Genomic DNA, 23098 nt, shown 5'->3' on the forward strand with positions numbered 1-23098 from the left:
AGGCGGGGTCAGAGGGCGGGACCGCGACGGATCCGCACGGGTCCGCGGGCGTCGGCGATCCGGACCGGTTCACCCTTCTGCGTGACGACCACCACGTCGCGGGAGGCGAGGTCCGCCGCGACACGGCGGACGTCGGGCATCCGGTCGCGCCATGCCTCGCCGCCGACCGCGCGGGCGACGTCGCTCGGGCAGATCGACGAGTCGGTGCGCTTCCTGGTGAGGGCGCGCATCGTCGCGGCGATCCGCTCCTCCGCCTGGGCTGCGGAGGGCTCCTCCCACCACGGCGCCCCCCGCTCGCCGAGGGCGGTCTTCGCATCCTGCACGCGACCGCGGGCGTCGGGCTCCGCGTTCTTGACCGCGCGCCGCGCGGCCATCAGCTCGTCCACGAGCTCCTGTCGCAGGTTCTCGGGGATCGACGGATCGGTGGCGCGCCACCGCCGGCCGTTCACGACGATGTGATGCCCGTCCGCCGCGCGCTCCGGTCCGGCCCCGTCGACGCTTCCGGTCTCCTCATCCGCCATGCCGCCATCCTCCGCCGTGCCCTCCACTTTTCCCATCCCCTTGACGCCCCACCCCCCCACCCCCCACCGCCCCCGCCGCCCCCGCGCCTCGTTCCGGCTCACTAACGCTCCGAAAACCCGCCCCCCAGGTTCGGAATCCATCTCCCGCCGAGGACCTCTCCCGACGGGAGTGCGAAAACGTGCCGCGAGCGCGACGGGGAGGAACGCTTTCGATCCCGGGACGGGCGGGACCGGACGGAGCGAGACGTATGAGGATGGGGACCGGGACGGGTCGGGACGGGTCGGGACGGGAGGAGCTCAGTCCGTCCGGAGGGGGCGGAGGGTGCGGGCGTAGTCCTCCTTGAGCACCGCGAGGTGCAGCCACGCCTCGATCCGGGTCACGCCGGGGAGGGCGCGCAGCCGCTCGAGACTTGCGTACAGGGCTCCGGCTGAGGGCTCCACGAGGGTCGCGACGGCGTCGAACCGCCCGAGCGTCCGCGCGGCGAAGTCGACGCCGCGCCCCCGCCGCAGTTCGTCGATCACGGCCTCGTCGTCGTCTCCGAGCGTCATGCCCACGCCCATCGAGAGCTGTCGATGCGCGAGCCCGCGGGCCTCCACGGCGCTGATCTTGATGACCCCGGCGTCGATGAGGCGCTGCACCCGGGTGGCGACAGCGCTGGGGGAGAGCCGCACCTGCTCGCCGAGCGCGCGGAAGCTCATCCGTCCGTCGGTCTGCAGGAGTTCGATGAGAGCCTCGTCGATCCCGTCGAGCGTCACCCCGCCGTGGTACTCCGAGACGAAGAACCCCTTGATCACGGTCGAGTAGATGATGGTGTTGATGTCGAGCACGCCGGCGCTCCCGCGGATGCGCGCGAGCAGGTCGTGGAGCTCCGACATCGACCCCACCCGCACCTCCGTGACGATGTCGTGCGCGCCGCCGACCGCCGACACCAGGACGGTCTCGGACATGTCGCGCAGGTGCTCGGCGACCACCTCGACGGCGCCGTCGGTCCGGATCGACACGTGTGCGAGGACGTGCTGGCCGAGGAACACCGGGTCGACGGCCGCGACCACTCGCACCGTGCGGTCGCCGAGCAGGGTGCGCAGGCGTGCCGCCACGATGGCGCGGGACTGGCCGACGCGCTCGGCGAGGGAGAGGATGCTGGCGCGGCCGTCCTCCTGCAGCGCCCGGATGAGTTCCGCGTCGAAGTCCATGTCCGATCCGATTCCGTCGATTTCCCCGCAGTGCACGGTCGTCCGTGCAGAACCTCAGCGTAGAGCGCGTTGAGGCAGAGAGGAAGGCCCGCTGTGCGCGGTACTGTCGACAGACCTCCAGTGAATGACGCGTACCGCTGGAGTTCTGCCCTTGCTCGCGGTGCTCCACGTCCGTAGCATCCTTCGCTATCCGACACCATCCGCGAAGGAGCGGGTCCATGACCACTACCCCCACCCCCCGAAGCGGCGTCCACAGCCGCGCACGCCGCGCCGGCATCGCCGCCTTCGTCGGCACCACCATCGAGTGGTACGACTTCTACGTCTACGCCACGGCCGCCGCCCTCGTCTTCGGCCCGCTGTTCTTCCCGAGCGACGACCCCCTGGCCGAGACCGCCGCGGCCTTCGCGACGTTCGCGGTCGCCTTCCTCGTCCGCCCCCTCGGCGGCATCGTCTTCGGGCACATCGGCGACAAGCTCGGCCGGCGTGTCTCGCTCGTCATCACGCTGCTGCTGATGGGCGCGGCGACCGTCCTCGTCGGCTGCCTCCCGACGTACGAGAACATCGGCATCCTCGCGCCCATCCTCCTCATCCTGCTCCGCGCCATCCAGGGCCTCGCGGTCGGCGGCGAATGGGGCGGCGCGGTGCTCATGAGCGTCGAGCACGCTCCCGAGAAGTCGAAGACCTTCTACGGCGGCTTCACCCAGCTCGGCAACCCGGCCGGTGCCCTCCTCGCCTCCGGCATCTTCGCGATCATGGCCCGCGGCGGCGACACGTTCATCATCGACGGCGGCTGGCGCATCCCGTTCCTGCTGTCCATCGTGCTGATCGCCGTCGGCCTCTGGGTCCGGTATCGCGTCGAGGAGTCGCCGGTCTTCGAGGAGAAGATCGAGGGTCGCAAGCAGTCCATGCCGCTGGCCTTCGCCCTCCGTGTCAACTGGAAGCCGATCCTCCTCGGCATCGGCATCCTGCCCATCTCCACCGGCGGCTACTACCTGGCCACCACCTTCGCCACCGCCTACGCGACCGGCGAGCCCATCGCGATCAGCGAGCAGGTCATCCTCGACGCGATGACCCTGGCCTCGTTCGTGGAGTTCGTGGTGACGCTGCCGGTCGCCTGGCTCGGCGACAAGTGGGGCCGCAAGAACGTCATGTACATCGGTCTCATCACCTCCGTGCTGACCTTCGCGCCCTTCCTGCTGCTGATGCCCGGACGCGTGGAGCCGTTGATCTTCCTCTTCGCCTCGCTGGTGCGCATCGCGATGAGCGCGACCTACGCGCCGATCGCGGCGATCCTCGCGCAGATGTTCCGTCCGCAGGCCCGCTACACGTCGATCGCGCTGGCCTACGGTGTCGGCGCTGCGATCTGGGCCGGGTTCTCGCCCTGGTTCGCCACCCAGCTCATCGCCTGGACCGGGAGCGTCTGGTCGGTCATCGCGATGTTCGTGGGCATGGCGGTCATCGCGGGGATCTGCACGCGCCTCGCGCCGCAGCACTCCGACGAGGCTCCGGTCACGGCCTCGTTCACCGCCCGAACCGACACCACGGCGAACCGCCTGCCCTGACCGGCCCTTCCCCGTACGACACCACCGCGAACAGGCTCCCCATGAGAAAGCTCACTCCCTTCGACCGCTCGGCCCAGGCCGCTCCCGCCCTCATCACCGCGCGGGCGATCCACACGGCGGACGCCTCCGACACGACGGCGACCGCGATGCTGACCGACCGGGGGCGCATCGTCGCCCTCGGCACGGCGGCGGAGTGCGAGGACGTGGCGGCGCGGGCGGGCCTCACCCCGGAGCGCGTCGACCTGGGGGAGGCGGTCGTCGTCCCCGGCTTCGTGGACGCACACGCGCATCCGCTGATGTTCGGGCAGATGATGACGTGGGTGGACTGCGGCCCCGAGAAGGCGGGGAGCATCCCGGAGATCGTGGCCCTGCTGAAGGCCGAGGCCGCCGGCCTCCCCGCCGGACGCCCGGTACGCGGCTACGGCTACGAGCAGCGCAACCTCGCCGAGAAGCGGCACCCCACCCGCTTCGAGCTCGACGAGGTGGCCGCCGACCGCGAGGTGTACCTCATGAACGCCTCCGGTCACGGCGGCGTGGTGAACTCGTACACGCTCGACCTCAACGGCGTCGACCGGGACACCCCGAACCCGGACGGCGGCGAGTTCTTCCGCGACGCCGATGGTGAGCTGACGGGTGAACTCTCGGATGCGGCGTGCAACATCCTCACCGGCGTGCACGGGGTGAAGATCGGCCATCACGGCCCGAACTTCCACCTCGCGGACGAGCCGGAGGAGCACCTGCGGCAGCTCGACGCGGCGACGCAGCGGTTCCTCGCGGGCGGCGTCACCTCGATCGGCGACTGCCAGGTCACGCGGCGCGAGTTCGACATGTACCTGCGGCTGGCCGAGGCCGGGCGGCTCGAGCTTCGGGTGTCGATGTATCTGCTGTCGCACCTGCTCGACGAGGCGCTGGAGATGGGGCTGGTCGGGCAGTTCGGCAACGCGCACCTGAGCTTCGCCGGCATCAAGTTCTACGCCGACGGCACCCTCGGCGGCTGGACCGCGTACTTCCCGGACGGCTACGTCGGCGACCCCTGCCGCACCGGCCAGCTCTACCACGAGCCCGCCGACTACGCGGAGCTCATCCGCAAGGCGCATGCGGCCGGGCTGCAGACCGCGACGCACGCCCAGTCGCCCACCGCGATCGAGATGGTCGTGTCGGCGGTCGAGGCGGCCCTTGCGGAGCGTCCGGACGCCGACGCCCGGCACCGCATCGAGCACTGCGGCCTGCCCACGCCCGCACAGATCGAGCGGATGGCGGTCGCCGGCATCCGTCCCGTCAACCAGACCCAGCACTACTTCAACTGGGGCGAGGGTGTGGAGGAGGCCATCGGCACCCCCGGCGAGCGCTTCAACCCCCTCGGGGAGTTCGAGCGCGCCGGCGTGCCCATGACGATCTCCTCGGATGCCCCGGTCGCCGAGCCCATCCCCCTGGAGGCGATCCAGACCGCGGTCACCCGGGTCACTCGTCGCGGACACCAGCTCGGCCCGGACGACCTGCGCATCTCCGCGATCGCGGCGCTCCGGGCGCACACGATCGAGGGCGCGGTGTCGATCGGACGGGAGGACGACCTCGGCTCGCTGGAGCCGGGCAAGTACGCCGACTTCGCGGTGCTCTCGGACGACCCGCTCGCGGTGCCTGCCGAGGAGATCGCCGCGATCGAGGTCCGTGAGACCTGGGTCGACGGCGTCCGTCGTCACGCGGTGTGAGGATGACACGATGAGCACCGACATCAGCGGAGACGACCGGTATACCGACACCGCGGGCCGCGCGGTCCTGGAGACCATCCGCGGCTACGGGGTCACCGCGATCTTCGGCATCCCCGGCACGCACAACCTGGAGTTCTACCGCCCCCTCGCCGACCTCGGCATCCGCGCCGTGACGAACCGCCACGAGCAGGGATCGGGGTACGGCGCCGACGGCTGGTCCCAGCAGACCGGCCTTCCCGGTGTGGTGATCACCACCTCCGGTCCCGGCCTGCAGAACGCGATGAGCGCCATCGGCACCGCGTTCTGCGAGTCGCGACCACTCATCGTCCTGTCCCCGGGCGTGCCGCTCGGGGCGGAGTTCGCCGACGTCGGCACGTTGCACGAGACGAAGGACGCCACGGCCATGGTCGGTGCGATCGCCGAGTGGTCGCGGCGGGTGTCGTCCGCGGCGGAGGCGGTGCAGGCCGTGCACGACGCGTTCCACCTCTTCCGCACCGGCCGCCCCCGACCCGTGCACATCGAGATCCCGCTCGACGTGCTGGAGGGGACCGCCGAGGTGCCCGCGGAGGACCGGAGGCCGCGGTCGATGCCCGACCGCATCTCCGGAGACCCGATCGCGCTCGCCGAGGCCGCCCGACTGCTGTCCGCCGCCCGCACCCCGGTGATCGTCGCCGGAGGGGGCGCGGTGGACGCCGCGCACCAGATCGTCGCGGTGGCCGAGCGGCTCGGCGCCCCCGTGCTCACGACCCTGAACGGCAAGGCCGTGCTCGACGAGCGGCATCCGCTGTCGCTCGGATCGAACCTGCGTCTGGCCGCCGCCCGCGCCGTGGCCGAGGACGCCGACGTGCTCCTCGTGATCGGCTCGAAGCTGGGCGAGGCGGAGCTCTGGGCACCGCGGCTCGAGGCGCGCGGTGCGGTGATCCGCATCGACATCTCCCCGGAGCAGCGCGACAAGAACCTCGCGGCGACCGTCGGCCTCACGGGAGACGCGGCCGCGGTGACCGACGCCCTTCTCCCGTTGCTGCCAGACGCCACGCACCCCGCTCGGGACCTCACGGTCGAGCGGGCCGCGATCGCGGCCGAGTCGCGGGAGACCGCGCCGGACACCGTCGCGCTCGCCGAGGTCATCGCCGACGCCCTCCCCGCCGACGCGATCATCGCGGGCGACTCCTCCCAGATCGTCTATCTGGCGCTCGGCAGCGTGCTGCGGCAGGAGCATCCGCATTCCCTCCTCTACACGCCGACCTACGCCACGCTCGGCTACGGCCTCCCCGCCGCGATCGGTGCGGCGGTCGCGCAGACGGAGCGCCCCGTCGTCACCGTCATCGGCGACGGCGCCCTGATGTTCTGCGTGAACGAGCTCGCCACCGCCGTCGAGCAGCGCCTCGACGTCACGGTGGTCTGTGTGGACAACGGCGGGTACGCCGAGATCCGGCAGAACGAGCTCGACCGCGGCATGACCCCGGTGGGCGTCGACCTCGTGCAGCCGGACTGGGCCGCCCTGGCCACCGCGCTCGGGGCGACCGGGCGACGGGTGGCATCGCGCGCCGACATCGCCCCGAGCATCCGCGCAGCCATCGCCGACGGCGGGGTGCAGCTCGTGCACATCCCGCAGCACGCCCTCTGAGACCCACCTCCCGACGAACAGGAACGAGAAATGACCGACAACATCGGCCCCGTCGACGCCTCCGTGAACCCGCGGTACTCCGGCATCGCCACCTTCGCCCGCCTGCCCCGCATCGAGGACGTGCCGCGCGCCGACATCGCCGTGGTCGGCATCCCGTTCGACTCCGGCGTGAGCTATCGTCCCGGCACCCGTTTCGGCCCGTCCCACGTGCGGGAGTCGTCCCGGCTGCTGCGGCCCTACAACCCCGCGCAGGACGTATCGCCGTTCCAGCTCGCCCAGGTGGTGGATGCGGGGGACATCCCGGTGAATCCCTTCGACCTCACCGAGGCCGTGACCGAGGTCGAGCGCGCGGCGCTGGCGCTCGGCGAGCAGGTGCAGCGCATCGTCACGATCGGCGGCGACCACACCGTGGCCCTCCCCCTGCTGCGCGCGGTGGCCGCGAAGCACGGTCCCGTCGCCGTCCTCCACTTCGACGCCCACCTGGACACGTGGGACACCTACTTCGGGGCGCCCATCACGCACGGCACCCCCTTCCGGCGCGCGAGCGAGGAGGGGCTGATCGACCTCACGGCGAGCTGCCACGTCGGAACCCGCGGCCCCCTGTACTCCAAGCAGGATCTCGAGGACGACGAGCGCCTCGGCTTCTCCATCGTCTCCAGCGAGTACATCGAGGAGCACGGGGTGGAGGCGGCGATCGACCGCATCCTCACCCGCATCGGCGACAAGCCGCTGTACGTCTCGATCGACATCGACGTGCTCGATCCCGCGCACGCGCCCGGCACGGGGACCCCCGAGGCCGGTGGGCTCACGAGCCGCGAGCTGCTGCGCATCCTCCGTGCCCTGCGCGAGCGGGACATCGTCGGCGCGGACGTCGTGGAGGTGTCGCCCGCGTACGATCACGCCCAGATGACCGGGATCGCCGCGAGCCATGTCGTCTACGAGCTGGTGACCCTTCTCGCCGCCCGACTCGCCTCCTGACACGGGAGTCAGAACAGGGTCCCGAGGAGGTCGGCGAACAGGGCCTCGGCGTCGCACTGCACCCGCCGCCGCGTGAACCAGTCGCACACGTTGACGCAGTCGCGGTGCAGCAGGTCGAGGCCCTGCGGATTCGCGATCACGTCGACGATCTGCGGCAGGTCGATAACCCGCACGCACCCCTCGTGCACGAGGAGGTTGTAGGCGGAGAGGTCGCCGTGCGCGAAGCCCGCGGTGGCGAAGACCCGCATGAGCTCGACCACCTGCGCGAAGTACTCCTGCAGTTCGGCGTTCGACCCGCGCACCTGCGCGAGCCGGGGTGCCGCGATGCCCCGGTCGTCGCCGAGGAACTCCATGAGCACCTCCGTGCCGCTGACCTGCACGGGATACGGCACCGGGGCACCGCGCTCCCACATCCGGCACAGCGCCTCGAACTCCGCGAGCGACCACTGGGCTGCGGCGACCTCTCGTCCGTGGGCGGTCTTCTTGGCGAGGGCGCGGGTGTCGCGGGTGTTCCGCGTGCTGCGCCCCTCGGTGTAGACCGCGGAGCGCTGGAAGCTCCGGTTCTCGATGCCGCGGTAGCGCTTGGCGGCGAGGAGCGTACGCTGCGCGGGGTCGTCGGGCACGGCGCGCTCCAGCAGGAACACGTCGGCCTCCTTGCCGGTCTTCAGGATGCCGAGCTCGGTGTCCAGGGCGCCGGCGGAGGTCACGACCCACGCGGGGCGCGGTTCCGGCCCGCGCTCGGTGGGGGTGGATGACGGCCAGGTCGTCCAGCGCTGGTTGGCGCCGGGCTCGACCTCGGCGAAGGAGAGGGCGGTCTCGAGGGAATCGAAGGAGGTGGCGTCGAAGGACGCGGCTTCCGAGGAAGCGGGGGATTCGGTCACGGTGTGGCTCCGGGAAGGGAGGCCACGCGGCGATCAGGAGCGGGTGGCCTCGAAGGGAAGGTGGTCGGCGATAGGCGCGACGACGACAGCGTTCATCTCATCGCCTCCTTCGCTCGGGCTTCCCGGGCGCTTCCCGGTGCGTCGTCGAGCCTAGGGGGTCTGATCGGAGATTGTCCAGGGCCGGACGATCGGTCGGATGCGGCGGACGACTGGTCGGGCGCGGCCCCGTTCCCGTTGCGAGTCTGGAAGCATGACCACGACCGCCCCCGTCCCGACCCTGCCGACGACCCGCGCCGATCGCATCCGCTACGGAGGGCTCATCGCCCTCATGGTGATGGGGTTCCTGCTGGTGACCGCCGAGTTCCTCCCCAACGGGGTGCTCACCGAGATGGCGGACGGCCTCGGGGTGACCCCCGGGCAGGCCGGGCAGACCGTCACCGTCACGGCTCTCGTCGGACTCTTCGTCGCTCCGACCGTCGGCCTCGTGTTCCCCCGTCTGGACCGCCGATCGCTGCTGGTGTGGATGGCGCTCGCCGCGGCCGTGTCGAACCTCATCGTCGCGATCGCGCCGAACCTCGTCGTCGTGCTGCTGGCGCGGTTCCTGCTGGGAGCGGCGATCAGCGCCTATTGGACGATGTCGATCACGGTCGCCGCGCGGCTCGCGGGGCCCGAGCATCTCGGTCGCGGGGTGATGTTCACCTCCGCCGGGGTCTCCCTCGCCACGGTCGCCGGAGTGCCGCTCGGGGTCATGCTGAGCGAGGTCGTCGACTGGCGTGCCGTGTTCGCGATCGCGGGAGTGCTGATGGTGGTGCTCGCCGTCGCGTTGCGGTGGGCGCTGCCGACCGTTCCGGCCGAGCGCGCGTCGAGCCTCCGTCTGCTCGTCGACACGGTACGGCGGCCCGGCATCGGCCTCGGCATGGTCGGACACGTCCTCGTCGTGCTCGGCCACTTCCTCGCCTACACCTACGTCCGCCTCGCGCTGGAGCGCATCCCGGACGTGGACGCCTCGACGATCGTCGTGCTGCTGGCGCTGTTCGGTGTCGGAGGCCTTCTCGGCAACCTCTCCATCGGCCTCGTGATCGACCGCTCCTTCGCCTTCTTCGCGGTGTTCGCGCCGCTGGTGATCTCGGCCGCCGTGCTGTCGATGGTGCTCTTCTCCGGATCGATCATCGGGATCGGCGCCGTCGTGCTCCTCTGGGGGTTCTTCTTCTCGTCGTGGCTGATCGTCGTGAACACCTGGGTGGGTCACCGCATGCCGGACCGCCTGGAGGCCGGGGGGAGCCTCGTGGTCGTCGGATTCCAGGGCGCGATCACGCTCGCGGCCGGCGTCGGTGGGCTCCTCGTCGACACCCTGAGCGTCGAGCTCGTCTACACGATCGGCGCGGTCTCGCTCCTCGCCGGCGCCGTGCTGTTCGGCCTCTCCAACCGCCGCAGCTCCCGCTCCTGACCCCTGCTCCTGACCCCTGGTTGCCCGGGCACAACTTCGGAGCCGGCCGCCGACACGCCGTCGCCTCGGGCTTCGGAGCCGGCGTGTCGCCCCGGGTCTCCGAAGTCGTGCCCGCCCCGAGGCTGGGACGAGGGTGTGGGGATCAGGCGGATCAGGCAGGCACGAGGGAGTGCGAGCCGCGCCAGGAGGACGGGGTCATGCCCGTGCGGCGACGGAACGCGCGGCTGAAACCCTCGTCCGAGGCGTAGCCGAGCTCGCGCGAGACGCTCGACACGGATTGCCCGGCCTGGAGCATCCGCTTCGCGGCGTCGATGCGCACCTCGGTGACGTAGTCGGCGGGGGAGCGGCCGACGGCGAGACGGAACCGCTCCGCGAAGGCCGACCGTGACATGGCGCCGACAGCGGCCAGGCGTTCGACGGTCCAGTCCCGGCCCGGCTGCTCGTGGATGGCGTCCACGACGCGGTCGAGGAAGGGGTCCTTCGACAGCGAGGGCCATCCGGCGGGCGCACAGCCGTTGGCCGCCCAGGCTCGGATCACCGAGAGCAGCACGGTGGTCGCCATCATCCGGCAGATCAGCGGGTCGCCCTGGCGCACGGGGCACGCGGCCGCGTCGACGATCCCCATGTTCTCGGCGAGGGCGGCGGCGGCCGGCTCCAGCGCGTCGAACCCTGTCACCGTGAGGAAGGGCGGCAGGAGTGCCGGGAGGGGAGACGCGGTGTCCGCGAGCTCGATGTCGACGACGAGGAGTGCAGTCTCGACGGCGGCCTCCAGTGCGAAGGTGTCGCCGCGGAGCAGCAGGAAGGCATCGCCGGTGACGAGGCGGTCTCGGCGGCCGGGCTCCTCGAGTGTGAGCTGCTGCGACGAGCGGTCCACGTCGAGACGGCAGCCGGTGCCGAGAGGCGGATGCCCATGCACGGCGCCGTCGGCGATGTAGACGAGGGTGATCCGGCCGGGAGCCAGCGGCAGCAGTCCCCCGCGGCCCAGCTGCACCCGACGGGCGATCCCCACGCGCAGGTCCACCGTGCCGAGCACAGAGGACAGCGCATCCGCATCCACCGTCACCATGCCTTCGGCAACGCTGACCGCCGTCCCCCTATTCCCCTTCGAGTCGCTCACCTTGCTCCATCCAGGCGGCGGATGGGGCACAGTGGGCGATTCGAAGCGGGATACGCTGGAGGGGTACCCCACCCGAGGAGTTCCGTGTTCCGCACCCCTGGCCGCCTGTACCGTGTCCTCGCGATCGCGGAGGCGATCACCTGGACCATCCTCATCGCCGCGATCATCGCCCGGGCCGTCGGAGCCCCCGGAGTCGTGGTGACGGTCGGCGGCGGCATCCACGGGTTCGTGTTCCTCGCCTATGCCGCGACCGCCGTCCTCGTCGCGCTCAACCAGCGGTGGCACCCGGGCGTCGGGGTGCTCGCGGTCGTCAGCGCCGTCGTCCCGTACGCGACCATCCCGATGGAGATCTGGCTGCACCGCACCGGTCGTCTCCGGGGTGACTGGCGCCTCGACGCGTCCGACGACCCGCGTGACCACCGCTGGTACGACCGCCTGATGCGCTGGTTCCTGCGTCGCCCCTGGGTGCTCGCGGTGCTGCTCGTCGTGGGAATCGTCGCGCTGTACGTGATCCTCCTGCTGGTCGGCCCGCCCGGGGGCAAGTGACCCCGATCCCGAACGGCGCGACGCCCGAAGGATGTGGCGCCCTAAGGGATCGGCGTCGATGCCGTCGCGCCGGGAACGCCGGCGGCGTCGAGAGCGGTGCGCAACGCGGAGACTCCCGTGTAGTGGTGCGTGGTCATGCCGAGCGTCCGTGCGCCGCTGAGCTTCCCCGGCGAATCGTCGAGGAAGAAGACCTCCTCCGGCGCGATGGCGAGGTCGGCGACCACGTGTCCGAACGCCCGGACATCCGGCTTGGCGTATCCGATGTCTGCGGAGTTGAACACGCGATCGAAGTGCGCGGCGATGCCGCTGTCGTGAAGCTCCTCGGCGATGGTGTCCGTGCCGTTCGTGAGGATGGCGCACATCATCCCGTGGGAGCGCAGCTCGTCGACGAGCGCGAGCACGTCCGGGTCGGCGGCGAACGGTGTGCGTCCCCATTCCCGCGCGGCGGCTGCGGATCCCGCGGCCTCGCCGACTCGGACGATCCACTCCTCGCGAGTGAGGTTCCCCGTGGTGACCGCGTCGATCAACGGTGACGCGAACGCGATGTGGGCGATCATCCCGGCCGGAATTCCGTGCCGCGCCTCCAGGTCGGGGTCGTGGAGGAAGTGACGGACGACCCCGTCGAGGTCGAAGAGCACGGCACGGATCATGCCCCCATCCTGCCCGCACATGTCTCAGTTCTCCCGTCTGACACCGTGTGAGAGTCAAGCACGTCGGCTCGCGGCCACCGAGGCGGAGCATGCTCGGCGTGATCGCCTACGCAGGCACTGCATCCCGGCATATCGTTTACTCCACCTGAACTGGGGTTTCAATGTCGGTGGTCCCTGCTTCACTCGGGGTATGACAGGACTGGCGGACGCGACGATCGAGCAGGTGGAGGCGCTCCGAGCGCTCACCGAGATGCTCGTCGGTGTCGAGCGGTCGATCAATGGACTGCAGGCCGCGCGGGACGGGATCCTGGCGCTGGGGTCGCGCCTGGCCGTGGAGGTCGCGGCGCAGGCCGCCCATCCGGACGGCGCGGATCTGAGCGTGCGCACGGTCGCGGCCGAGTTCGCTGCCGCGCTGCGGGCGAGCGACAGGACGGTGCAGCGGCGGATGGCCGATGCGGTCTGGATCGTCGAGCGCTTTCCGCGGCTGTGGGGTGCATGGGGCGCGGGGCAGGTCACCGCCCAGCAAGCCCGCGTCATCGCGGAGGCGGGTGCGCACCTCGAAGACGAGGCGGATCGCGACGCCTTCTCCGCGCGGATGATCGCCTTCGCCGAGAGCGAGGCGCCGAACCGGGTCGCGCGCATGGCGCGCCGGGCCGCGGAGGAGTTTCAGCCGCATACCCTCGCGGACCGTCACGAGGATGCCCGTGAGCGGCGGCGCGTGTGGGTACGGGATGCCCCTGACGGGATGGCTGAGCTCGGACTTCTGGGGCCGGCGGCGCTGGTGCACGGCGTGTTCGACCGGCTGACCACCATGGCCACGACCACGCAGGCCGGCGACGACCCGACGGACCTGCGAACCATCGCCCAGTCCCGGGCCGACCTCGCGCTCGACCTCCTCCTCAACGGTGCGCCGGCCGGCCATGATGATCCTGACGGCACCCTGGCCGCCATCGTCCCCACGGTCGCGATCACGGTCCCCGTCATGACCCTCCTCGGCCGTGGCCGGGCGCCGGCGGAACTCGACGGGCGCACCCCGATCGACCCCGCCACGGCACGGAGGCTGGCAGGGGCTGCCTCCGGATGGGATCGCATCCTCACGCACCCCGTCACGGGCACCGTCCTCGCCGTCGACCGGTATCGCCCGAGCGCGGAACTGCGACGCCACCTGCGGGCCCGAGATCAGCGATGCCGCTTCCCCGGTTGCGGATATCCGCCCGCGGAGTGCGACATCGATCACCACCGGGACGCCGCGCTGGGCGGGGAGACGTCCGCCTCGAATCTCGGCCATCTGTGCCGTCGACATCATGTCTTGAAACATCAGTCCGCCTGGCATGTCGAGTCGCGTGGCGACGGCCTCTATGCCTGGACGAGTCCGACGGGGAGGGTATACATCGACCGCCCGCCGCCGTCGAACACCGTCACCTTCGCCGAAGGATCGACGGACGCGCCGTTCTGACCGCCCGGCGGGAAAACTTGAGCCTGTTCATATCAAGTTCATTTGACAGCCTTTCGACCCCGGCGTACACTTGAGCCATCGCGACTCAGGTTTCCCTGATCGCCGCAGGTTTTCGGACCACTACAGACTTCCCAACAAAGGAGAGAACACATGGCACGTGCTGTCGGTATCGACCTCGGAACCACCAACTCCGTCGTCAGCGTCCTCGAGGGTGGCGAGCCCAAGGTCATCGCCAACGCCGAGGGCTTCCGCACGACCCCTTCGGTCGTCGCCTTCACCAAGGACGGGGAGGTGCTCGTCGGCGAGACCGCGAAGCGCCAGGCCGTCACCAACGTCGACCGGACGATCGCCTCGGTCAAGCGCCACATGGGCACCGACTGGAGCTTCGACGTCGACGGCAAGAAGTGGACGCCGCAGGAGATCTCCGCGCGCATCCTCCAGAAGCTGAAGCGCGATGCCGAGTCCTACCTCGGCGACACCGTGACCGACGCGGTCATCACGGTCCCCGCGTACTTCAACGACGCCGAGCGTCAGGCCACCAAGGAGGCCGGTGAGATCGCGGGCCTCAACGTGCTCCGCATCATCAACGAGCCGACCGCTGCGGCCCTCGCCTACGGCCTCGACAAGGGCAAGGAGGACGAGCTCATCCTCGTCTTCGACCTCGGTGGTGGAACGTTCGACGTCTCCCTCCTCGAGGTGGGCAAGGACGACGACTTCTCCACGATCCAGGTGCGCGCCACTGCCGGTGACAACCGCCTCGGTGGTGACGACTGGGACCAGCGCCTCGTCGACTACCTGATCAAGCAGTTCAAGGAGACCACGGGCGTCGACGTCTCGGGTGACAAGATCGCGCTGCAGCGCCTCAAGGAGGCTGCGGAGCAGGCGAAGAAGGAGCTCTCCAGCTCCACGTCCACGAGCATCAACCTCCCGTACCTGTCGCTGACCGACTCGGGCCCCGTCTCGCTCTCCGAGACCGTGACCCGCGCGAAGTTCGAGGACCTCACGAAGGACCTGCTCGACCGCACCAAGAAGCCGTTCGAGGACGTCATCCGCGAAGCCGGCATCAAGGTGTCCGACATCGACCACATCGTCCTCGTGGGTGGTTCGACCCGTATGCCGGCCGTCGCCGAGCTCGTCAAGCGCGAGACCGGCAAGGAGGCCAACAAGGGCGTGAACCCGGACGAGGTCGTCGCCGTCGGCGCCGCGCTGCAGGCCGGTGTCCTCAAGGGCGAGCGCAAGGACGTCCTCCTCATCGACGTCACCCCGCTCTCCCTCGGCATCGAGACCAAGGGCGGCATGATGACCAAGCTCATCGAGCGCAACACGGCCATCCCGACCAAGCGGAGCGAGACCTTCACCACGGCCGACGACAACCAGCCGTCCGTCGCGATCCAGGTCTTCCAGGGTGAGCGCGACTTCACCCGCGACAACAAGCCGCTCGGCACGTTCGAGCTGACGGGCATCGCCCCGGCTCCCCGCGGCATCCCGCAGATCGAGGTCACCTTCGACATCGACGCCAACGGCATCGTGCACGTGTCCGCGAAGGACAAGGGCACCGGCACCGAGAAGTCGATCGTCATCTCCGGCGGCTCGTCGCTGTCGAAGGAGGACATCGAGCGCATGGTGCGCGAGGCCGAGGAGCACGCCGCCGAGGACAAGGCGCGCCGTGAGGCCGCGGAGACCCGCAACCAGGCGGAGACCCTCGCCTACTCGATCGAGAAGCTCATCTCCGAGAACGAGGACAAGCTCCCCGAGGACGTGAAGACGGAGGTCAAGGCCGACGTCGACGCGCTCAAGACGGCTCTGGCCGGCGACGACGACGAGGCCGTGAAGACCGCGTTCGAGAAGCTCAACCAGTCCCAGTCGAAGCTCGGCGAGGCGATCTACGCCTCCTCGCAGGCGGACGCCGCCGGCGCTTCGGCCGAGGGCGAGGCCCCGACCGGTGACGCCCCCTCCTCCGAGGAGGACGTCATCGACGCCGAGGTCGTCGACGACGAGGACGAGAAGAAGTAATCATGACGGACAAGAACTTCGACGAGAACGAGGTTCCGGAGGGGTCGGATGCTCAGGCATCCGGCCCCGTGCCGCAGAACCAGGACTCCCGCGAGGCGAAGGCCGCCGAGGGCTCCGACGAGACTCCGGTCGACGCGGCTGCCGAGACCGAGGAGGGGCTGACGGTCGAGGACATCCTCGGCGCCACCCAGACCGCGGATGCCGCCGCCGGCGACGCCGCGATCGCCGACGCCGAGAACGCCCTGCTGACCGACCTCAAGCGCCTGCAGGCCGAGTACGCGAACTACCGCCGCCGCACCGAGGAGCAGCGCCAGATCGAGATCGAGCGCGCGAAGGGCGAGGCCGCCAAGGGCCTCATCCCCGTGCTCGACGACCTGGCCCGCGCCGAGCAGCACGGCGATCTGGTCGAGGGCAGCCCCTTCGCCGTGATCGCCGAGAAGGTGCGCGCGGTCGTGGAGCGCCTCGGCGTGGTCGCTTACGGCGAGAAGGGCGAGGAGTTCGACCCCCAGCGTCACGAGGCGATCTTTCAGCAGCCGACCCCCGGCACCTCGAAGACCACGGTGCTCGAGGTCGTCGAGGTGGGCTACCGCCTCGGCGAGGTCGAGCTGCGTCCTGCGAAGGTCGTCGTCGCCGTCCCTGCGGAGTAGGTGATCGATGGCCAGCCAGGATTGGTTCGACAAGGACTTCTACAAGACCCTCGGGGTCTCGAAGGACGTCAGCGACGCTGACCTGAAGAAGACGTACCGCAAGCTCGCGCGCAAGTATCACCCCGATTCCAATCAGGGCGATGCGAAGGCCGAGGCCAAGTTCAAGGAGATCAGCGAGGCCTACTCGGTGCTCTCCGACGCCGAGCAGCGCAAGGAGTACGACGAGATCCGCGCCATGGGTTCGGGCGCTCGCTTCACGGCGAGCGGCTCGGGCGCCGGCGGGTTCGAAGACGTCTTCAGCCGGTTCGGACAGCAGGGGCGCGGCCAGACCGCCGACTTCGAGGACATCTTCGCGATGTTCAACCAGGGCCAGGGCAGCTCGTTCGGCGGTGGCCGATTCGGGCAGCCGAGCGGCGGCTTCCGTGGCTTCGGCGGTCCGCAGCGCGGCGCCGACGTCACGGCCCGCACCACGCTGGACTTCAGCACCGCTGTGCAGGGCGAGACGATCACCCTGCAGGGCGAGGACGGCAAGCCGTTCAAGGTGAAGATCCCCGCGGGTGTCGCCGATGGGCAGAAGATCCGGCTGCGCGGCCGTGGTCGCCCCTCGCCCGATGGCGGGGAGAACGGGGACATCGTGGTGCAGATCACGGTGCGCCCGCACCCGGTCTTCACGCGGGACGGCCTCAACCTCCGCGTGGTGGTCCCCGTGACCTTCACCGAGGCGACGCTGGGCGCGACCATCGAGGTCCCGACGCTCGGCGGCGACGTGGTGAAGCTGCGTGTGGCCCCCGGGACCCCGTCGGGCCGCGTGCTCCGCGTCAAGGGTCGGGGTGTCGCGACCGCGAAGGGGACCGGTGACCTGCTCGCCGAGCTCCAGGTCGCGGTTCCGACGCACCTCGACGACGCCGCGCGCGAGGCCCTCGAGAGGTTCCAGGAGCTGGAGCCTCAGGAGAACCCGCGGGCCGAGCTCATGGCGAAAGCCCGCCGTTGACGAGAACAGGCTTTCGCGCCGGGTCAGGCGGTTCCGGGAAGGAGCTGCCTGACCAGGCGCGACGGCCTGACGTGAAACCAGGAAGGAAGGCGTGATGGACGCGGACACTCCGGTCTTCGCGATCGCCGCAGCCGCCAAGCTCTCCGGCCTGCACCCCCAGACCCTCCGTCAGTACGACCGGATCGGCCTCGTGGTGCCGGGTCGGACGCCCGGCGGATCCCGTCGTTACTCGCACCGCAACATCGAGCAGCTGCGCGAGGTGGCCCAGCTCTCCTCCGAAGGGGTCAGTCTCCCGGCGATCGCACGTCTCCTCGACCTGGAGGACGAGAACCGGATGCTGCGCGACCGCGTGCTCGCGCTGGAGGGCGCCCTCCGTGCCGAGCGGGAGAACCGCCCCGGCGTGCGGGTGTTCGCCGCCGGCTCCGCGGGGGTCGTGCCGATGCCGACCGGCCGCCGCATCCGGCGCTCGACGGAACTCGTGCTCTGGAGTCCGCGCTCCGGAGCCTGACCGCGTACCCCGGTGTGTATCCTGTCAACTGTTAACAGGAGGTCACCATGACGCAGACCGTCACGCGCGGGGAGTCGCTCGGAGCGCAGGTCGCACGCGTGCTGCGCCAGCGCATCGTGCGAGGGGAGCTCGCCCCGGGGGCCCGGCTCACCGAGGAGGCCCTCGCCGAGGAGTTCGCCGTCAGCCGCGGCCCCGTGCGCGACGCCCTGACCCAGCTCAGCTTCGAGAAGCTCGTCGAGGTGCAGCGTCCCCGCGGCGTCTACATCGTGGGCCTCACGAGCGACGACGTCGACCAGCTCTACAGCCTCCGGGGCGCGCTGGAGCAGCTCGCCCTCTCGCGCGCGATGCGGGTCGACGACGACGAGCGGTGGCAGCCGATGGCCGACGCCGTCCAGCGCATGGCCGAGGCCGCGGACGCCGGCGACCATGCGGCCTTCGTCACGGCCGACCTCGACTTCCACTCCCAGATCTACGCCCTCGCCGATCATCCCCGGCTGGAGGGTGCCTGGAACCAGTACCTCCCGACCTTCACGGCCCTCCTCGAGGTCACGATCAACCACGACGAGGACCTGCACGAGTCGTCGGACGATCACGTGACGCTGCTCGACGTCATGCGCACGGGAGCCCCGGAGGACGCCGCCGCGGTCCTCTCGGCTCACCTCGACGGCGCCCGGGAGCGGATGCTCCACGAGGTCGGCTCCCGCTGAGCCTGCGTCCGCCGGCGGCGAGGCGTTCAGCGGACGGAAAAGAACGGTTCCTACCGTGGGGGCCAGGGCAAGAGCCCTGGTCCGCGCCCGCGCGGGTGTCCTGCCACGAAGGAAGAACCTCCTCATGACGAACACCACAGCCTCCGCCACCTCCGCCTCGTCGCTCGGACTCCTCGTCCTACGCGTCGTCGTCGGCGCGATCTTCGCCGCCCACGGCGCTCAGAAGATCTTCGAGTTCACGATCCCCGGCACCATCGGCAGCTTCGCCGGCATGGGGGTCCCGCTCGCCGAGATCGCCGCACCAGTCGTCGCCTTCCTCGAGCTCATCGGCGGGATCCTGCTGATCCTCGGCCTGCTGACGCGCCCGGTCGGCATCCTCCTCGCCGTCGACATGCTGGTGGCACTCGTGCTCGTGCACCTGCCCGCCGGCCTGTGGGTGACGGCCGGCGGCTACGAGTTCGTCGCCGTGCTCGGCGCCGCGGCTCTCGCGCTCGCGCTCACCGGCGCCGGGCGCTACTCCATCGACGCCGCGGCCCTCCGCGGGCGCGCGCCGGCCTGGCTCGCCTGACCGGTCAGTCGCCCGCCTCGCGCGCGGGATCCACGCGCCGGACGAGGACCCAGGTGTTGCCGAGATCGGTGACCGTGTGGGTGAACTCGTCGAGCGCGGCCTGCGACAGCGCGAGCCCGCGTCCGCTCTCCGCCTCCTCGCCCGGCATCGACACGGCGTCCCAGTCGATCGGTGCCGGCGGGGCGGTGTCGCGGATGTAGGCGCGCAGCTCCTCCGCTGTCACGCGGACGTCGATGCTCAGCACGACGTCCGCGTGCTCATTGTGCTGGGCGACGTTGGTCGTGACCTCGCTCAGCGCCAGGGTGAACAGCACCTGATCCTGGGCAGGTACCTCCGGAGCCAGCGGCCACAGCCGGTCGAGCTCGTCGAGGGCGCGGTCGACGAGGGCGAGCCCGGCGGGCCCGTCGATGTGGAAGGCCCGGATGTCAGCGTCCATCGAACGCCGATTCCGGCGTCGGGTAGTCGCGGAGCACGCGATCCAGGTTGGTGAGGTGGAGGACGGTGCGCACGGCCTCGGGAACGGCGGCGATGCGCAGATCGCCGCCGGCCACGCGGGCGCTCTTGAGGCCGCCGACGAGGGCGCCGAGACCGGAGGAGTCGACGAACTCGGTGCCGCTCAGATCGATCGCGATGCGCGGCTGCCCCGCGGCGACGAGGTCGCTCACCGCGTTGCGCAGCAACGGCGCTCCCGAGGCGGTCAGGCGGCCCGTGATCGTGACGACGGCATAGCCGTCCCTGGTGTCAGTGCTGACGTTCATTCGACTCCTTCTCGAGGACCTTCGCGGCCGGACCGCGGTAGCGTGCCGCCTGGATGATGACGCTGAGGACGACCAGGTCGTACAGGACCCAGGCGGTGTTGACGAGGGTGCCGGTGCCGTCGCCGGTGCCGACGATGACCCGGGCGACCCCGATGACGAGGGCGATCACGAGGACGACCATGGCGGTGAGCTGCGGCCAGATCTCGCGCCACGGGATGCCCCGAGGATCGCGGCCGTCCTTCCTGGTCACGGCGAAGGACAGCGGTCGGCCGAGCACCACGTTGGCGAAGGCCGTCCAGCACGCGCGGATCCACACGGGGAACAGCGCAAGCGAGTACTGCTGACCTCGCCAGGTCTTCACCCCCTTCGCGACCACGAGGAACAGCGCCTGATTGACGAGGAAGTACGGCAGGAAGCGCGCGAAGAAGTCGACCGACCAGGCGGTGACGGGGAGCACGCCGAACACGAGATAGATCACCGGGGCGGCGAGGTAGACGATCGCGGCGAAGCCCGAGAGGTAGCTCCACATCGTCGCGAAGTACATGAGGCGCTGCCCCACAGAGAGTCCGCGCTTGGCCAGGGGGTTGTCGCGCAGCATGACCTGGAGCGTGCCCTGGGCCCACCGCAGCCGCTGCGTGAGCATCGTCCGGAGGTCTTCCGGGGCGAGCCCGTGCGCCAGGATCTCGTGGTGGTAGACGCTCTTCCAGCCGAGGGCGTGGAGCTGCATCGCCGTCGCCATGTCCTCCGTCACCGAGATCGTGGCGAGGGGGAGGATCGGCTGCGCCTCATCCGCACGGTCGAGGCGGAGCGCATCGAGCAGTCCGCGGACGGCCTCGACGGCGGTGAGGGGGGAGAGGTCGGAGGCGGCGAGCGCGTCGAGTCCGGCCTCGTCCACGATCACCTGCCCGAGCTCCGCGTCCTGCTGCACCGGCAGGGACTCGATCACTGCGAGGTCGGCACGGATGCCCTCGAGGTCGTGGGCGACGAGGATGCAGGAGGCGCTGTCTACGGCTTCCCCCACGCGGGCGGCCACCTCGGCGACCGACTCGCCCGCGGCGAGCTCCTTGCGTCCGCGTGCGATCGCGATGCGGAGCGCGCCGAGCTCGGTGGCGAGCGCCGGGTCGGTCGCCGCCTCGGCCTCGCGGGCGATGAGGGCCTCGGACGTCTTGAGGGCCCGCGTGGCGGAGTCGGTCACGTTCCGCACGTAGCCGACGATGCCGAGCTGCATCAGTGCTTCGCGGCGGAGCACGGCGTTCGAGCCGCAGAAGAAGGCCGCGTTCCAGCCGTCCTTCCCCTGCTGGATCGGCCCGTAGAAGAGGGGCGCCTGGCTGCCGAGCGGGTCGGCCTCGTCGACGTTCACGAACCATTGCGGCGTCTGCACGAGGGCGACCTCGGGATCATCGGCGAAGTAGCCGAGCGTGCGGTGCAGGATCAGCGGGTCCGGCACCTGGTCGGCGTCGAGGATGAGGAGGAACTCGCCGTCGGTCTGGAAGAGGGCGCTGTTGAGATTGCCCGCCTTGGCGTGCCGGGGCTTGCCCGTCCAGTCCTCGGAACGCGTGAGATAGCCGACGCCGGCGGCCCGGGCTTCGGCTTCGAGCTCGGGGCGCGAGCCGTCGTCGAGGATCCAGGTCGAGTGCGGGTAGGCGATCCGCTTCGCCGCCTTCGCGGTGGTCATGACGAGCTCGATCGGCTCGTCGTAGGTGGTGATGAACACGTCGACGGTGCCCTGCGGAGGCGACACCGGCGCCGGACGCTCCTTCGCGCGCCACATCGTCAGGCAGAACAGGAACGTGTCGATGAGGCTGTACGTCTCGGCGATCACGAGCGGCACCGCGATCCACCAGGCCGACCAGTTCACCGACTCCAGCCAGCGCCAGGCGACGTAGTTCACGCCGAGCAGGACCGACAGCAGCGCGAGGACGCGGATGGTCGCGAACCGGGCGGTCACGCGTCCCTCCGCACGACCACGACGGTGATGTCGTCGGTGGCGCGCTCATCGTTCGCGAGTCGCAGGGCCTCGCGCACGGCGCCGTCCGGTCCCATCGCGGTGAGCACCCGCTCCACGTGGCCGAACGGGTCGTCGGCGTCGAGGACGTCGAGGAGACCGTCGCTGCAGCAGATGAAGGCGTCCCCCACCTCGAGCCGCGTCGTCACCGGGACCCGGGGGTCGGCGAGGCCCATCCCCATGCCCAAGGGCAGGTTCGTGGAGCGCAGGGGCGTCCACGACCCGTCTGCGCGGACGACGAACGCGAGGCTGTGGCCCGCGTCGATGACCTCGAGCTCTCCCGTCTCCGGCCGCAGCTCGGCGACGACCGCCGTGACGAACATCGACGTGTCCGCGAGATCGTCCTCGAGCAGGCGGTCCACCTCGATCACGGCGTCGGACAGCGAGCGCTCCGGCGCCGTGCGCAGGGACGCCCGAACCGTGGCCGCGACCAACGCCGGCCCCGTGCCCTTGCCCATGGCATCGGCCAGGGTCACCCGCAGGGCCTCGCCGTGGCGCGAGAAGTCGTAGTAGTCCCCGGCGAGCGTTCCCCGCGGGGCGGCACCGGCGGCGATCGTGTACCCGGCGATCTCCGGGTGCGCCCGCGGGCGCAGCGCTCGCTGCACCACGGCGGCGTGGTCGACGTCGGCGTCCTGTGCCAGCTCCGTCTGCACCCAGAACGCGAGGTCGCGCAGGAGGTCCTGCTGGGCGTCGGTGAACGTGTGCGGCTCGGTGTCGAGCACGCACAGCGTCCCGACCGGCTCCCCTCCCGGCGCGTGCAGCGGATGGGCCGCGTAGAAGCGCAGGTGCGGGTCGCCGGTCACGAACGGATTCTCGGCGAAGAGGTCGGTCGTGCTCGCATCCTCCACCACCACCGTCCGGTCCTGCGACACGGTGTAGTCGCAGAACGAATCCTGTCGCGGTGCCTCGTTCCCCCCGAGGCCGATCTGCGATTTGCGCCACTGCCGGTCGCGATCGATCAGCGAGACGCTGACCATCGGCACGCCGAACATCTCCTTCGCCAGTCGTGCCACCCGATCCACCCGCTCATCGGGTGGCGTGTCAAGGATCCCCAGTTCCTCGAGCGCTGCCTGTCGCCGTCGCTCGTCGAACATTCCCCCGGCCCTCCTCCGTGTTTATTCCCCTCATCCTAGGGAGGAACCGCACCCGGGGCGCCAGGCCGCCCGGCGGCATTCAGGTGAACCACAGGAAACGGTTCTGCGCAAGCCCCGCG

The 23098-nt window shown here is 70.6% G+C and carries 22 protein-coding genes; 13 read left to right on the forward strand and 9 right to left on the reverse strand.

Going from position 1 to position 23098, the window contains the following annotated elements:
• Positions 1-8: 8 nt before the first annotated feature.
• Together AB0N68_RS07010 and AB0N68_RS07015 are read right to left on the reverse strand one after the other, a co-directional pair.
• A complete protein-coding gene (locus AB0N68_RS07010; protein ID WP_187662665.1) occupies positions 9-521 on the reverse strand; it encodes a DUF3253 domain-containing protein in 513 nt (170 codons plus the stop codon).
• A gap of 297 nt (positions 522-818) precedes the next feature.
• Complete coding sequence (locus AB0N68_RS07015; protein WP_187662664.1) at positions 819-1715, reverse strand: Lrp/AsnC family transcriptional regulator; 897 nt, start codon at positions 1713-1715, stop codon at positions 819-821.
• 218 nt (positions 1716-1933) lie between these two features.
• On the opposite strand from AB0N68_RS07015, the gene AB0N68_RS07020 reads away from it, so the two are divergent.
• The 4 genes from AB0N68_RS07020 to speB are packed head-to-tail and all read left to right on the forward strand — an operon-like array spanning position 1934 to position 7591.
• On the forward strand, positions 1934-3277 hold the full coding sequence (locus AB0N68_RS07020; RefSeq protein ID WP_187662663.1) for an MFS transporter: 1344 nt from the start codon (positions 1934-1936) through the stop codon (positions 3275-3277).
• 41 nt (positions 3278-3318) lie between these two features.
• The gene (locus AB0N68_RS07025) at positions 3319-4986 is read left to right on the forward strand and encodes an amidohydrolase (protein ID WP_292794716.1); all 1668 of its coding nucleotides are present in this window, start codon (positions 3319-3321) and stop codon (positions 4984-4986) included.
• A gap of 10 nt (positions 4987-4996) precedes the next feature.
• The gene (locus tag AB0N68_RS07030) at positions 4997-6613 is read left to right on the forward strand and encodes a thiamine pyrophosphate-binding protein (RefSeq protein ID WP_292794714.1); all 1617 of its coding nucleotides are present in this window, start codon (positions 4997-4999) and stop codon (positions 6611-6613) included.
• Positions 6614-6643: 30 nt separating this feature from the next.
• Entirely contained in the window at positions 6644-7591 is a 948-nt protein-coding gene (speB, locus tag AB0N68_RS07035) for an agmatinase (RefSeq protein WP_292794712.1), read from the forward strand.
• Positions 7592-7599: 8 nt separating this feature from the next.
• Here speB and AB0N68_RS07040 read toward each other — a convergent pair whose 3' ends face one another.
• Complete coding sequence (locus AB0N68_RS07040) at positions 7600-8472, reverse strand: serine protein kinase RIO (RefSeq protein ID WP_292794710.1); 873 nt, start codon at positions 8470-8472, stop codon at positions 7600-7602.
• A 250-nt stretch (positions 8473-8722) separates the two neighbouring features.
• Between AB0N68_RS07040 and AB0N68_RS07045 the strand changes: the two genes are divergently transcribed.
• Positions 8723-9919, forward strand: coding sequence for an MFS transporter (locus AB0N68_RS07045; protein ID WP_187662658.1), 1197 nt, complete (start codon positions 8723-8725; stop codon positions 9917-9919).
• 151 nt (positions 9920-10070) lie between these two features.
• On the opposite strand, the gene AB0N68_RS07050 is transcribed toward AB0N68_RS07045, so the two are convergent.
• On the reverse strand, positions 10071-11036 hold the full coding sequence (locus tag AB0N68_RS07050) for a helix-turn-helix domain-containing protein (protein WP_313366518.1): 966 nt from the start codon (positions 11034-11036) through the stop codon (positions 10071-10073).
• A gap of 84 nt (positions 11037-11120) precedes the next feature.
• Here AB0N68_RS07050 and AB0N68_RS07055 point away from each other — a divergent pair, with 84 nt between their 5' ends.
• A complete protein-coding gene (locus tag AB0N68_RS07055) occupies positions 11121-11582 on the forward strand; it encodes a DUF3817 domain-containing protein (RefSeq protein WP_187662657.1) in 462 nt (153 codons plus the stop codon).
• Between the two features lie 41 nt (positions 11583-11623).
• Here AB0N68_RS07055 and AB0N68_RS07060 read toward each other — a convergent pair whose 3' ends face one another.
• Complete coding sequence (locus tag AB0N68_RS07060) at positions 11624-12232, reverse strand: HAD-IA family hydrolase (RefSeq protein ID WP_292794706.1); 609 nt, start codon at positions 12230-12232, stop codon at positions 11624-11626.
• A 190-nt stretch (positions 12233-12422) separates the two neighbouring features.
• Between AB0N68_RS07060 and AB0N68_RS07065 the strand changes: the two genes are divergently transcribed.
• The 7 genes from AB0N68_RS07065 (at position 12423) to AB0N68_RS07095 (ending at position 19122) form a co-directional block, all read left to right on the forward strand.
• Positions 12423-13688 (forward strand): HNH endonuclease signature motif containing protein, encoded by a 1266-nt coding sequence (locus AB0N68_RS07065; protein ID WP_292794704.1) that lies wholly within the window; start codon positions 12423-12425, stop codon positions 13686-13688.
• Between the two features lie 150 nt (positions 13689-13838).
• Positions 13839-15701 (forward strand): molecular chaperone DnaK, encoded by a 1863-nt coding sequence (dnaK, locus tag AB0N68_RS07070; protein WP_187662654.1) that lies wholly within the window; start codon positions 13839-13841, stop codon positions 15699-15701.
• A gap of 2 nt (positions 15702-15703) precedes the next feature.
• A complete protein-coding gene (locus tag AB0N68_RS07075) occupies positions 15704-16348 on the forward strand; it encodes a nucleotide exchange factor GrpE (RefSeq protein ID WP_292794702.1) in 645 nt (214 codons plus the stop codon).
• A gap of 7 nt (positions 16349-16355) precedes the next feature.
• Positions 16356-17339, forward strand: coding sequence for a DnaJ C-terminal domain-containing protein (locus tag AB0N68_RS07080; protein WP_187662653.1), 984 nt, complete (start codon positions 16356-16358; stop codon positions 17337-17339).
• 94 nt (positions 17340-17433) lie between these two features.
• A complete protein-coding gene (locus AB0N68_RS07085) occupies positions 17434-17847 on the forward strand; it encodes a heat shock protein transcriptional repressor HspR (RefSeq protein ID WP_187662652.1) in 414 nt (137 codons plus the stop codon).
• A gap of 47 nt (positions 17848-17894) precedes the next feature.
• Positions 17895-18554 (forward strand): GntR family transcriptional regulator, encoded by a 660-nt coding sequence (locus AB0N68_RS07090; RefSeq protein WP_187662651.1) that lies wholly within the window; start codon positions 17895-17897, stop codon positions 18552-18554.
• 124 nt (positions 18555-18678) lie between these two features.
• Complete coding sequence (locus AB0N68_RS07095; protein ID WP_313366519.1) at positions 18679-19122, forward strand: DoxX family protein; 444 nt, start codon at positions 18679-18681, stop codon at positions 19120-19122.
• A 4-nt stretch (positions 19123-19126) separates the two neighbouring features.
• Here the strand turns inward: AB0N68_RS07095 and AB0N68_RS07100 are convergent, their stop codons facing one another.
• Genes AB0N68_RS07100 through AB0N68_RS07115 form a run of 4 tightly spaced genes read right to left on the reverse strand, consistent with a single transcriptional unit; the run spans position 19127 to position 22979 of the window.
• Positions 19127-19558: an ATP-binding protein gene (locus tag AB0N68_RS07100; RefSeq protein WP_187662649.1), complete on the reverse strand. Its 432-nt coding sequence runs from the start codon at positions 19556-19558 to the stop codon at positions 19127-19129.
• The gene (locus tag AB0N68_RS07105; RefSeq protein WP_187662648.1) at positions 19548-19880 is read right to left on the reverse strand and encodes an STAS domain-containing protein; all 333 of its coding nucleotides are present in this window, start codon (positions 19878-19880) and stop codon (positions 19548-19550) included. Before AB0N68_RS07105 ends, AB0N68_RS07100 begins: the two co-directional genes overlap by 11 nt.
• Positions 19864-21828, reverse strand: a complete 1965-nt coding sequence (locus AB0N68_RS07110) for a glycosyltransferase family 2 protein (RefSeq protein ID WP_292798000.1) — start codon at positions 21826-21828, stop codon at positions 19864-19866. Before AB0N68_RS07110 ends, AB0N68_RS07105 begins: the two co-directional genes overlap by 17 nt.
• Positions 21825-22979 carry a PP2C family protein-serine/threonine phosphatase gene (locus AB0N68_RS07115; RefSeq protein ID WP_292797997.1) on the reverse strand — a complete coding sequence of 385 codons (1155 nt, stop codon included), beginning with the start codon at positions 22977-22979 and terminating at the stop codon, positions 21825-21827. The genes AB0N68_RS07110 and AB0N68_RS07115 overlap by 4 nt, the downstream gene beginning before the upstream one ends.
• Positions 22980-23098 lie beyond the last annotated feature (119 nt).

Source organism: Microbacterium meiriae (assembly GCF_040685015.1).
Lineage (GTDB): Bacteria > Actinomycetota > Actinomycetes > Actinomycetales > Microbacteriaceae > Microbacterium > Microbacterium meiriae.

Bases quoted from the DNA above. Each gene is read 5' to 3' on its own strand.
- AB0N68_RS07010 (WP_187662665.1), bottom strand. From the start codon at position 521: ATGGCGGATGAGGAGACCGGAAGCGTCGACGGGGCCGGACCGGAGCGC.
- AB0N68_RS07015 (WP_187662664.1), bottom strand. From the start codon at position 1,715: ATGGACTTCGACGCGGAACTCATCCGGGCGCTGCAGGAGGACGGCCGC.
- AB0N68_RS07020 (WP_187662663.1), top strand. From the start codon at position 1,934: ATGACCACTACCCCCACCCCCCGAAGCGGCGTCCACAGCCGCGCACGC.
- AB0N68_RS07025 (WP_292794716.1), top strand. From the start codon at position 3,319: ATGAGAAAGCTCACTCCCTTCGACCGCTCGGCCCAGGCCGCTCCCGCC.
- AB0N68_RS07030 (WP_292794714.1), top strand. From the start codon at position 4,997: ATGAGCACCGACATCAGCGGAGACGACCGGTATACCGACACCGCGGGC.
- speB (WP_292794712.1), top strand. From the start codon at position 6,644: ATGACCGACAACATCGGCCCCGTCGACGCCTCCGTGAACCCGCGGTAC.
- AB0N68_RS07045 (WP_187662658.1), top strand. From the start codon at position 8,723: ATGACCACGACCGCCCCCGTCCCGACCCTGCCGACGACCCGCGCCGAT.
- AB0N68_RS07060 (WP_292794706.1), bottom strand. From the start codon at position 12,232: ATGATCCGTGCCGTGCTCTTCGACCTCGACGGGGTCGTCCGTCACTTC.
- AB0N68_RS07065 (WP_292794704.1), top strand. From the start codon at position 12,423: ATGACAGGACTGGCGGACGCGACGATCGAGCAGGTGGAGGCGCTCCGA.
- dnaK (WP_187662654.1), top strand. From the start codon at position 13,839: ATGGCACGTGCTGTCGGTATCGACCTCGGAACCACCAACTCCGTCGTC.
- AB0N68_RS07075 (WP_292794702.1), top strand. From the start codon at position 15,704: ATGACGGACAAGAACTTCGACGAGAACGAGGTTCCGGAGGGGTCGGAT.
- AB0N68_RS07080 (WP_187662653.1), top strand. From the start codon at position 16,356: ATGGCCAGCCAGGATTGGTTCGACAAGGACTTCTACAAGACCCTCGGG.
- AB0N68_RS07085 (WP_187662652.1), top strand. From the start codon at position 17,434: ATGGACGCGGACACTCCGGTCTTCGCGATCGCCGCAGCCGCCAAGCTC.
- AB0N68_RS07090 (WP_187662651.1), top strand. From the start codon at position 17,895: ATGACGCAGACCGTCACGCGCGGGGAGTCGCTCGGAGCGCAGGTCGCA.
- AB0N68_RS07095 (WP_313366519.1), top strand. From the start codon at position 18,679: ATGACGAACACCACAGCCTCCGCCACCTCCGCCTCGTCGCTCGGACTC.
- AB0N68_RS07100 (WP_187662649.1), bottom strand. From the start codon at position 19,558: ATGGACGCTGACATCCGGGCCTTCCACATCGACGGGCCCGCCGGGCTC.
- AB0N68_RS07105 (WP_187662648.1), bottom strand. From the start codon at position 19,880: ATGAACGTCAGCACTGACACCAGGGACGGCTATGCCGTCGTCACGATC.
- AB0N68_RS07115 (WP_292797997.1), bottom strand. From the start codon at position 22,979: ATGTTCGACGAGCGACGGCGACAGGCAGCGCTCGAGGAACTGGGGATC.